The organism is Janibacter hoylei PVAS-1 (assembly GCF_000297495.1).
Lineage (GTDB): Bacteria > Actinomycetota > Actinomycetes > Actinomycetales > Dermatophilaceae > Janibacter > Janibacter hoylei.
Genome location: NZ_ALWX01000082.1, coordinates 1 through 8,835, shown reverse-complemented (window position 1 = coordinate 8,835; position 8,835 = coordinate 1). Strand labels below are relative to the sequence as shown.

Below are 8,835 nucleotides of genomic sequence, written 5' to 3'. Positions count from 1 at the left end.
CCAGCGGGCGCAGCCCGCTCCCGGCCGCTCGAGCGCTGGCCCGCAGTCCGCTCCTCAGGCGCCGGCCGAGCCTCCCGCTGCAGCCGAGCCCGAGCCCGCTGCCACTACGCCCGACCCGGCGGCGGGGCAGCCCGAGGCCGAGAGCGCGCCCGCTGCGTCGACCCCGGCGACCGGGGGCATCGACGTCGAGGCGCTGCGCCGCAGCTGGCCCGACGTCCTCGGGCGGATCTACCAGATGCGTCGCGCCACGTGGACCTTCCTGTCCGAGCACGCCCAGGTCATCAGCTACGACGGGCAGCGACTCGTGCTCGGGATCGCCACGGTCGGTCTGGCCAATGCCTTCCGCAACGGGTCCCACGCCGAGGTCGTGCGGCAGGCCCTCGTCGACGCCCTCGGGGTCGACGCCCGCGTCGAGGGGGTGCCCCACGACCTGGGGACGGCACCGGCAGGAGGCGGTGCACAGGCCACCTCGCAGCCGGCGAGCGCCGCACCGGCTGCGCCCCAGTCGTCGTCGGCGGGCCCCCCTCCGGAGGCCACCTCGGCTGGAGCCCCGACGGGGGGCGCCGGTGGCAGACGTGGGGGTGCCCGCACCGGCCGGTGGGCCGGCGGGCGCCGACTGGGGAAGTGCGCCGGCGAGCGCAGCCTCGGCGCCGGCCTGGGCGACGGCACCCGCTCCCGAGCCCGCCCCGGCGCCGAGCCCGCCGGCGGAGCCCGACGACTCCTCGGTGAGCGACGACGACGAGGACATCATCGACGCGGGTGCGGCCGGCCCCGCGGTCATCGAGCGCATCCTCGGCGGCACCGTCATCCGCGAGGAGTGACGGCGACCCGCATGCCGGTGCTGCCGACCGCGGCCGCCGGGGCGTAGGGTCGAGGCGTGTACGAAGGTGTGGTCCAAGACCTGATCGACGAGCTCGGGCGGCTGCCCGGGGTCGGCCCCAAGAGTGCCCAGCGGATCGCCTTCCACCTCTTGCAGGCGGACCCGCAGGACGTCCAGCGGCTCGTCCAGACGCTCAGCGAGGTCAAGGACAAGGTCGCCTTCTGCGAGACCTGCGGCAACGTCGCGGAGGGGCCCCAGTGCCGGATCTGCGCCGACCCGCGGCGCGATGCCAGTGCCATCTGCGTCGTCGAGGAGCCCAAGGACGTCGTCGCCATCGAGCGCACCCGCGAGTTCCGGGGGCGCTACCACGTGCTCGGCGGGGCCATCAGCCCCATGGACGGCGTCGGCCCGGACGACCTGCGCTTCACCGAGCTCATGGCGCGCCTGTCCGATGGGACCGTCGCCGAGGTGATCATCGCGACCGATCCCAACCTCGAGGGCGAGGCCACCGCCTCCTACACGGCGCGACTGCTGTCCCCCTTCGACATCCGGGTCACGCGACTCGCCTCCGGCCTGCCGGTCGGCGGCGACCTCGAGTACGCCGACGAGGTCACGCTCGGGCGTGCCTTCGAAGGGAGGAAGCTGCTCAATGCCTGACGAGACCACGCTGCTCGCGGACGAGTGCGCCGCCGAGGCCCGCAGCTGGCTGGCGGCCGTGGCGGAGATCGCCTCGGGTGCCGCGCCGGAGAGCGCCATCCCGCTCCTGCTGCTCACGACGAGCCAGATCCAGCTCGTCGGGGCCCGGCTCGGGGCGATCGCCGACGTCGTCCTCGACGAGCGCTTCGAGCGTGACCCCGGCCCTGACACCGAGCTCGACCCGCTGCGGGAGGGGCTGTCCCGGCTCCTCGACGGCGTCGACGAGTACGCCGACGTCGTCGACCCCGTCACCTCGGTCGAGACCACCCGCGGGTCGCTGAGCAACGACCTCGCAGTCGTCGCGGCCGCCCTCGCACACGGTCTGGCGCACCACGACGCCGGTCGCACCGTCGAGGCCCTGTGGTGGTGGCAGTACAGCTATCTCGCCGACTGGGGTGACCGCGCGGCGATGGCCGTCCGGGTCCTGCAGACCCTGCTCGCCCACCTGCGTCTCGACGCCGACCCGGAGGTCGTCGGCGAGGCGGAGTTCGACGCCCTCCACGGGTGAGCCTCGTCGCGTCCCGTGGACGTGAGTCGGTCTGGGAGGCTCGGGTCGTTATCCTCGAGGGGTCGTGCCGGCCCGTGCCCGGGCCGGACCCGCGAGACCATCACGGAGATGTCCCTTGAGCCTGGTTGTCCAGAAGTACGGCGGTTCGTCGCTCGCTGATGCCGAGAGCATCAAGCGCGTGGCGCACCGCATCGTCGAGACGAAGAAGGCGGGCCACGACGTGTGCGTCGTCGTCTCGGCCATGGGAGACACCACCGACGAGCTGCTCGACCTCGCGGAGCAGGTGAGCCCCGTCCCGCCGCCGCGCGAGATGGACATGCTGCTCACCGCGGGTGAGCGGATGTCGATGGCTCTCGTCGCCATGGCCATCGCCGACCTGGGGCACAGCGTGCGCTCCTTCACGGGGAGCCAGGCGGGTGTCATCACCGACACCGCCCACGGCAAGGCCAAGATCATCGACGTCACCCCGGGCCGCATCACCGAGGCCCTCGGCAAGAAGCACATCGTCATCGTCGCCGGCTTCCAGGGCGTGAGCCAGGGGACCAAGGAGATCACCACGCTCGGTCGTGGTGGCTCCGACACGACGGCCGTGGCCCTCGCCGCAGCGCTCGAGGCGGACGTCTGCGAGATCTACACCGATGTCGACGGCATCTTCACCGCCGACCCGCGCATCGTCAGCACCGCGCACAAGATCGACCGCATCTCCCACGACGAGATGCTCGAGCTCGCCGCGAGCGGCGCCAAGGTGCTCCATCTGCGGTGCGTCGAGTACGCGCGCCGTTCCAACATCCCCATCCACGTGCGTTCGTCCTTCTCCTCGAAGGAGGGCACGTGGGTCCTGCCCCCCGACGCTGAAGGAGCCGAGGACATGGAAGAACCGATCATCGCGGGTGTCGCCCACGACAGCAGCGAGGCCAAGATCACCGTCGTCGGGGTCCCCGACCAGCCGGGGCGCGCCGGCCAGATCTTCACGACCATCGCCGAGGCGCAGGTCAACATCGACATGATCGTGCAAAACGTGTCCGAGGCGGACACGGGCCGCACCGACATCTCCTTCACCCTGCCGATGAGCGACGGCCAGGTCGCCGTCGAGGCCCTCATGCGCACCAAGGAGGAGGTGGGCTTCGAGTCGATCCAGTACGACGACCAGATCGGCAAGCTCTCCCTCGTCGGTGCCGGCATGCGCACCAACCCCGGCGTCTCGGCGACCTTTTTCAAGGCGCTCGCCGACGCGGGCATCAACATCGAGATGATCTCGACCTCGGAGATCCGGATCTCCGTGGTGACCCGCGCCGACCAGCTCGACGACGCCCTGCGGGCGCTCCACACGGCCTTCGACCTGGACTCCGACGAGGGCGAGGCCGTCGTCTACGCGGGCACGGGTCGGTGACCGCCTCCCCGTCGCCGTCCACCGGGCCGACCCTGGCCCTGGTGGGGGCGACGGGGCGCTTCGCGGAGGCCATCGTCTCCGCACTCGCCCTGCGTGACGACCGCTGGGGCGCCATCCGCCTGCTCGCACCGGGCGTCACGACCCGGACCCTGGGCGTGCGCGGTCGGGAGCAGCAGATCGAGGTGCTCCGCGAGGACTCCTTCGAGGGCGTCGACGTCGCCCTCTTCAACCTCGCCCCCGAGATCACGCCCGAGTGGGCGGCCCGAGCCGTCGCGGCCGGAGCCGTCGTCGTCGACGCCAGCGCGGCCCACCGGGGCGACCCGGACGTCCCGCTCGTCGTGCCGGGCATCAACTCCCACCTCGTCGCCGAGCGGCCCAAGGGCATCATCGCCCTGCCGGGGCCGGTGACCTGGGGGCTCATCGACGCCGCGCACGTGCTGCACCAGGGCTGGGAGCTGCAGCACCTCGTCGTCACCGGTCTCATCGCGGCGGTGTCGAAGTCCGACGCCGGCGTGGCCCGCCTGCGCGAAGAGCTGCACACCGTCGCCGCCGAGCCGATGATCGGCCAGCACCCGGGCGACGTGCGTGCGGCGGTCTCCGACCTGCCGGTCGGCTCTCCCTTCCCCGCGCCGTTGGCGCTCAACGTCATCCCCTGGGTCGGCCAGCCCGACGAAGGGGGCTTCACCTCCGCCGAGCTGTCCGTCGGTGCGGAGGTGCGCAAGGTCCTCGGGCTGCACGAGAGCGTCCCGGTGGTCGCCACGCTCGTCCAGGTGCCGGTCGTCCTCGCGCACTCCATGGCGCTGCACGCCCGCTGCGCGCGGCCGGTGGCGATCGACAAGGTGCGTCAGGCCTGCGTCGCGGCTCCCTCTCTCGTGCACCTCGACGAGCAGACCGGCGAGGTCCCGACGCCGGTGGACAGCGTCGGCATCGACCCGCGGTTCGTCGGGCGGATCCGCCAGCCGAAGGGGGCGGGCCACCACGTCGACCTCTTCGTCAGCGCGGACACCACCCGTCGCGGGGCGAGCGCGATGCTGCTCGTCGCCGAGCTCGTGGCGGACGAGGTCCGCGCCGGCTGACCCGCCGCGCGGCCGCGGCGTCGCCGCGTCGTGACCCGCACGCAACCGACGCGTCACCCTGCGCGTCAACACTGGTGATGACGGATCGGTCTCGGTCCGGGAACGATCACGCCGTGTGACTTGTGTGACTGGTGTGGTCAGAGTGAATGTGAGCACCACGTACACTTGTGGCGGGGACAGCACGGAAGGACAGGGGTCAGCACGTGGACCAGCACTCGGACGACACTCCGGTCACCTACCGGGTCGTGGGTTTCGACGAGCTCGAGGGTGCAGCCGCCGAGCACTATCGTCGCCAGCGTCGCCGTCGCCTCCTCCTCTTCGTCACCCTGCCCGGCCTCGTCCTGGGCACGGCCACGGTCGCGACCGCCTACGGCACCGGTCTCATCGGCAGCGAGACCCCCACGTGCGCCCCGATCGTCGAGCCGGCACCCGAGCGCGACTCCTTCGACATCCAGCTGCTCAACAGCAACGACACCGACGGGCTGGGCACCGACGTCGCCCGAGAGCTGACCCTGCGCGACTTCTCGATCACCTCGGTCGGCAATGCGGACAGCTCGGTCTACGTCAAGGGCGCGGCCACGATCTACTACGGCCCCGAGGGCCGCGACAACGCGCTGCTCCTCCAGAAGCAGATCCCGGGCTCCAAGGTCTGGAACGACGCGCGCCCCGGTGACAGCGTGCAGCTCGTCCTGGGCTACGGCTTCGACAAGCTCGTCTCCGAGCCGGAGCCGCCGCTGCCCGCGCCCTCCGAGATCACCCTCAACGTCTACAACACGACGTGGCAGGAGGGCCTGGCCTCCGAGGTGGCGGGTGATCTCAAGGACCGCGGCTTCAAGGTCAAGGCCACCGGCAACGACCCGAAGATGAGCTTCCTCGAGGACGAGGTCGCGATCATCCGCTTCGGCCCGGAGGGGCAGCGCGCTGCCAAGCGCCTCGCCCAGCAGGTCGAGGGTGTCCAGCTGCAGAAGGACGACCGCACGACCAACAAGGTCGACCTCGTCCTCGGCAACAAGTGGGACGACCTCAAGCCGGCCTCGCAGGTCCCGGAGGTCAAGCCCTACGTCCGCCCGGCCGAGACGATCCAGAAGCCCTGCACGCCCGAGGGCTCGTGACGGTCCGGACCGTCGCGCTCCTCACCTCCGGGGGGCTCGCGCCGTGCCTCTCCTCGGCGGTGGGGGCACTCATCGAGGAGTACACCCGGGTCGCGCCCGACGTGCGCATCATCGGCTACCTCGACGGGTACGCAGGCCTGCTCACCGGCCGGCACGTCGAGATCACCGACGAGGTGCGGGCCGCCGCGACCCGGCTGCACGCCTTCGGTGGGTCCCCGCTCGGCAACTCCCGGGTCAAGCTGACCAATGCCGCCGACGCCGCCCGGCGCGGCCTCGTGCCGGAGGGGGCCGACCCCCTTCGGGTGGCGGCGGACCAGCTCGTGGCCGACGGAGTCGACGTGCTGCACACCATCGGTGGCGACGACACGAGCACGACGGCCGCAGACCTCGCGGCGCATGTGTCCGACGAGGGCCACGAGCTGCAGGTCATCGGTCTGCCCAAGACGATCGACAACGACATCGTGCCGATCCGGCAGAGCCTCGGCGCCTGGACTGCGGCCGAGCAGGGGGCACTCTTCGCCCGCCACGTCATCGCAGAGCACTCCTCCAGCCCGCGCATGCTCGTCGTCCACGAGATCATGGGCCGCCACAGCGGCTGGCTCACCGCGGAGACCGCGCGGCGCTACCGGGCTGACCTCGCCTCGCGTGAGTTCGTCCCGGGCATCGGCAACGACCCCCGCCGGTGGGACGTGCACGCCGTGTACGTGCCCGAGCTCGACCTCGACCTCGAGGCCGAAGGGAGGCGACTGCGGGCCGTCATGGACGAGCTCGACTGTGCCAACGTCTTCGTCGCCGAGGGTGCCGGCGTCGACGAGATCGTGGCCTCCCTCGAGGCGGATGGCGCCGACGTGCCGCGCGATGCCTTCGGGCACGTCAGCCTCGACGAGATCGATCCGGGGGAGCGGATCGCGGACGCCCTGGCCGACCGGGTCGGCGCGGACAAGTCGAAGGTGTGGAAGTCGGGCTACTTCGCCCGCTCCGCCGCGCCCAACGCCGAGGACCGTGACCTCATCGCCCGCAGCGCCGAGCTCGCCGTCCGGGCGGCCCTCGACGGTGGATCAGGCGTCGTCGGCCAGGACGAGGAGCGCGCCGACGAGCTGCGCCTCATCGAGTTCGAGCGGATCGCCGGTGGCGGTGCCTTCGACCCCGCCACCCCCTGGTTCGCCGACCTGCTGCACGACATCGGCCAGCCCCACGCCGACTGAGGTCGAGCCACGGCGGGGCGCGCCGTAGAGCGGAGGCAGGGTGGGGGTCGGCCCGACTCATGGGAAAGTCCGGACCTGCAGGCCAAGGCGACATCGCAGGCCGACCAGTCCGGACTTTTCCTTAGGGCCACCCCCAGCCCTGCCTCCGCGGAACCCGCTGCACGCGACCCCTAGCCCTCGTGCTTGCGCCGCAGCGACCACATCTGGGGCGAGCGCTCGAGCTCGACGGCGACCTCCCACGGCACGCCGCCCGGCGCGGTCTCGCGGCGGAAGCTGCGGACGAGGCGGCGGGCGAGCCCGGGGTCGGCGGCGACGCGAGAGGCGGTGTCGCGAGCGGCCTGCTCGACCTCGTCGTCCTCGTGGGCGGACCACGCGAGTCCGAGCTCGACGGCGCGCTCGCCGCGCACCTCCTCGCCGAAGAGGCCCATCGCGGCGGCGGTCTCGCGGCCGGCGGTGCGGTGCAGCAGGGACAGGTGGCCGCCGCCGGGGTGGAGGCCGATCTGGACGAAGCCCGGCAGGAGCCGGGCACTCGTCGAGACGATGCGCAGGTCGGTGGCCAGGGCGAGGTTGAGCCCTGCGCCCACGGCGGCGCCGCGCACGGCGGCGATCGTCGGCAGCTCGATGGTGCCGATCGTCGTGAAGGCCGCGTAGACGGTCTCGAGGTTGCGGTAGGCGGTGTCCTCGACGGGGTCGCGGCCGACGTCGGCGAGGACCTCGCGCACGGCACCTGCGCAGAAGTGGCGGCCGCCGGTGACGACGACCGCGCCGACCTCGGGGTCGGCCTCGGCCGTGCGCGCAGCGTCGATGAGCTCGCGGGACATCTCCACGGACAGGGCATTGCGCCGGTCAGGTGCGTCGAGCGTGATCGTCGCGATGTGCTCGGCGACGGCGTACTGGACCTCGGTCACGGGATCTCCTTCGTGTAGAACCATCGGCCGCCACGTCGGGTGAACTCGCTCCGCTCGGCGAGCTGGCCCCCTTCGTGCCGGGCGACGAAGTCGACGACGCCGGTGGAGTCGTCGGGGCCGCCGGCGACCACCTCGCGGACCTCCAGCCCCAGCCAGCGGGTGTCGTCGAGGTGCACCTCGGGGGGCCGGGTCCGGCCGTCCCAGGTGCGCCAAGGTGCTCGGCGTTGCCGTAGACGTGGGCGGTGTAGCGGCTGCGCATGAGCTGCTCGGCGGTCTCGGCCTGGCCTTCGCTCGCCAGCAGCGGGCCGCAGCACGAGGCGAAGGGGGAGCCGGTGCCGCAGGGGCAGGGGTCGGCGCTCATGCCTGCAGGCTAGTCAGTCGCGCAGCGCGGTGCTGCGGATGTGCTCGGCGAGGGCCGCCTCGAGGGCCGGGCCGTCACCGGCCTCGAGCAGGTCGACGAGGTGGTCGTGCTCGCGGGCCAGCGCGACCATGTGGCGCTGCGGGGTGGGCTGCCCGAGCCGGGCGAGCCGGACGAAGGCGCCGAGCTGGTCGAGCAGGCGCAGCAGGGTGGGCATGCCGGCGGCCTCGGCGAGCGCGCGGTGGAAGGCCTCGTCGGCCTCGAGGAAGGCGGCGACGTCGCCCCCCTTCGCCTCGCGGCGTTGGCGGCTCACGAGCCCGCGGAGCCGGTCGAGGTCGTCGTCGGTGCGGTGCTCGCAGGCCGACTCGGCGGCGGTGCACTCCAGGGCGACGCGCAGGGAGGTCACCTCGCGGCGGTGCTCGGGCGAGACGTCGACGACCCGCAGCTGGCGGCGCGGCCCGGGGACGAGCAGGCCCTCGCTCGTCAGCGCGCGCAGGGCCTCCCGCACCGGGGTGCGGGAGACCTCGTGCCCCTGCGCCGTGGCCACCTCGTCGACGGGGTCACCGGGGGCGAGGCGACCGCTCAGGATGTCGTCGCGCAGGGCGGCGAGCAGTCGGCCGGCCTTGGTCTCGGTCGACGGGGTGGTGGTCACGCGGGGACCCTACTTGGCGAAGATCTGCGACTCGTCCGCGAAGGCCTTGAACTCCATGGCGTTGCCGGCGGGTCGAGGAAGAACATCGTCCACTGCTCGCCGGACTGGCC

At 72.6% G+C, this 8,835-nt stretch carries 9 protein-coding genes and 1 pseudogene; 7 read left to right on the top strand and 3 right to left on the bottom strand.

What is annotated here, in order from left to right:
• The 7 genes and pseudogenes from B277_RS18040 to B277_RS14275 form a co-directional block, all read left to right on the top strand.
• Positions 1 to 868 (top strand): annotated as a pseudogene (locus B277_RS18040) (hypothetical protein); the annotation flags it as partial.
• Positions 869 to 877: 9 nt separating this feature from the next.
• Positions 878 to 1,477 carry a recombination mediator RecR gene (recR, locus tag B277_RS14300; protein WP_007929522.1) on the top strand — a complete coding sequence of 200 codons (600 nt, stop codon included), beginning with the start codon at positions 878 to 880 and terminating at the stop codon, positions 1,475 to 1,477.
• The gene (locus tag B277_RS14295) at positions 1,470 to 2,024 is read left to right on the top strand and encodes a DUF5063 domain-containing protein (RefSeq protein WP_007929520.1); all 555 of its coding nucleotides are present in this window, start codon (positions 1,470 to 1,472) and stop codon (positions 2,022 to 2,024) included. The genes recR and B277_RS14295 overlap by 8 nt, the downstream gene beginning before the upstream one ends.
• 115 nt (positions 2,025 to 2,139) lie before the next feature.
• The gene (locus tag B277_RS14290) at positions 2,140 to 3,414 is read left to right on the top strand and encodes an aspartate kinase (RefSeq protein WP_007929517.1); all 1,275 of its coding nucleotides are present in this window, start codon (positions 2,140 to 2,142) and stop codon (positions 3,412 to 3,414) included.
• Positions 3,411 to 4,490: an aspartate-semialdehyde dehydrogenase gene (locus B277_RS14285; protein ID WP_007929515.1), complete on the top strand. Its 1,080-nt coding sequence runs from the start codon at positions 3,411 to 3,413 to the stop codon at positions 4,488 to 4,490. The genes B277_RS14290 and B277_RS14285 overlap by 4 nt, the downstream gene beginning before the upstream one ends.
• Before the next feature lie 203 nt (positions 4,491 to 4,693).
• Positions 4,694 to 5,602, top strand: coding sequence for a LytR C-terminal domain-containing protein (locus B277_RS16235; RefSeq protein ID WP_007929506.1), 909 nt, complete (start codon positions 4,694 to 4,696; stop codon positions 5,600 to 5,602).
• Complete coding sequence (locus B277_RS14275; protein WP_007929505.1) at positions 5,599 to 6,807, top strand: pyrophosphate--fructose-6-phosphate 1-phosphotransferase; 1,209 nt, start codon at positions 5,599 to 5,601, stop codon at positions 6,805 to 6,807. The genes B277_RS16235 and B277_RS14275 overlap by 4 nt, the downstream gene beginning before the upstream one ends.
• Positions 6,808 to 6,977: 170 nt before the next feature.
• Here B277_RS14275 and B277_RS14270 read toward each other — a convergent pair whose 3' ends face one another.
• The 3 genes from B277_RS14270 to B277_RS14260 form a co-directional block, all read right to left on the bottom strand.
• The gene (locus B277_RS14270; RefSeq protein ID WP_007929504.1) at positions 6,978 to 7,715 is read right to left on the bottom strand and encodes an enoyl-CoA hydratase-related protein; all 738 of its coding nucleotides are present in this window, start codon (positions 7,713 to 7,715) and stop codon (positions 6,978 to 6,980) included.
• Positions 7,712 to 7,891, bottom strand: coding sequence for a YchJ family metal-binding protein (locus B277_RS20045; RefSeq protein ID WP_337590141.1), 180 nt, complete (start codon positions 7,889 to 7,891; stop codon positions 7,712 to 7,714). The genes B277_RS14270 and B277_RS20045 overlap by 4 nt, the downstream gene beginning before the upstream one ends.
• 198 nt (positions 7,892 to 8,089) lie before the next feature.
• Entirely contained in the window at positions 8,090 to 8,725 is a 636-nt protein-coding gene (locus B277_RS14260) for a GntR family transcriptional regulator (RefSeq protein ID WP_007929501.1), read from the bottom strand.
• Positions 8,726 to 8,835 lie beyond the last annotated feature (110 nt).